Annotated in this window: 1 protein-coding gene and 1 pseudogene; both read left to right on the forward strand. The window is 38.3% G+C overall.

Features of this window, described 5'->3' with window-relative positions:
- Positions 1-265 precede the first annotated feature (265 nt).
- Complete coding sequence (locus tag INF20_RS07860; RefSeq protein ID WP_226385828.1) at positions 266-820, forward strand: hypothetical protein; 555 nt, start codon at positions 266-268, stop codon at positions 818-820.
- Positions 807-1,479: pseudogene (locus INF20_RS07865) on the forward strand (hypothetical protein); the annotation flags it as partial. The gene INF20_RS07860 and the pseudogene INF20_RS07865, both read left to right, overlap by 14 nt.

Here is a 1,479-nt window from a genome sequence, read left to right on the forward strand (position 1 = left end):
CAAGCAAAATACGAAGAAACGCACAGCCGTGAGGAGTTCATGGCATTGATAGGAAGGAACTACTTGGATTAGTTATTAAGCGGTGGGACACCCTCTTTATTCATTGATAACTTATGTTGTTTGACTCATTTCGTGATTTTATCTTGATACTAAAATTATAGTCCTGCCGCTTGATATATACCGGGCAATGGAGAACAGTTACTACTTGGAACAGAAAATAGTTTATAAAAATACACCTCTATTGCCCGGATTAAGGAAATGAGAAATGAAGATAAAGAAATTAGAAGCGGATTTACTATACAACAAAGACATACACCTAACTATCATCGCTTCTGATGGCGATTTTAACACTATACACGGGCTTTCACGATTAAGTGAGGAGGAAATACAGAAATACGATTTACGCATCGAGAAGAAGCGAAAAAAGAGGTCATTAGATGCCAATGCGTATGCTTGGGCACTCATCAATAAACTTGCGGAAAAGTTAAGGTCAACGAGTGAAGAAGTGTATCAAGAATGTATTAGAAAATACGGATTTAGAACTATCGTGCTTGTTAAAAATGACTTATTAAAGGATGTAATGACCGCCTTTAATAATCAAGGACTTGGCAACTATAGCGAGGTCATAGGTCAAAGTCAAAACAATAAGAACGGCACTAATGTTCAACTATACTTTGGAAGCAGTAAATATGACACAAAGCAAATGGCAAGGTTTATCGATGGGATAGTAAGCGACTGTAAAGAACAGGGCATTGAGACAATGACACCGGAAGAGATAGAGAAACTAAAAGTAGCGTGGAGGAGCAATGAACAAAGTTAAAGGTTGGATATCATTATATCGCTCCGTCCGTCACAACTGGATATATACATCGGAACCGTTTGATAGGTTTCATGCTTTTGTAGATTTGATATTCAGGGCTCAATATGAGGACGCAAAAGTGCTTATCAAAGGTCAGCTGATAGAACTGAAAAAAGGTCAATTATTGGTCGGTACCGACACACTTTCTAAAGAATGGCAGTGGAGCAGAGGTAAAGTTTTACGATTTTTAAAATTACTGGAACAAGACGAGATAATATCGCTTGACGGTACAGCACTCGGTACAGTTGTAACCATTGAAAATTACAGCAAATACCAAGACAAGCAAACACCAAACGGTACAGCACTCGGTACACCACTCGGTACAACAGTCGATACACCAGACGGTACAGCACTCGGTACACATATAAATAATATAAACAATAATAACAATATAACAAATAAACAATATATAAGAGTAGGGGCATTCAACAATGTTCGTCTGACCGAGGATGAGCTTCAAAGTTTGCAAGATAATCTGACAGGTTGGAGAGAGTGGATTGAGGATTTATCCACATACATGAAAAGCAGTGGCAAAATATACGATGACCATTATGCTACTTTGTGGAAATGGTATCGAGATGACCCTAAAAGGCATGAAAAGTCAGAGAGGTATGACGGAC

The sequence above is a fragment of the Gallibacter intestinalis genome (genome assembly GCF_014982745.1).
GTDB classification, from domain to species: domain Bacteria; phylum Bacillota; class Clostridia; order Peptostreptococcales; family Anaerovoracaceae; genus Gallibacter; species Gallibacter intestinalis.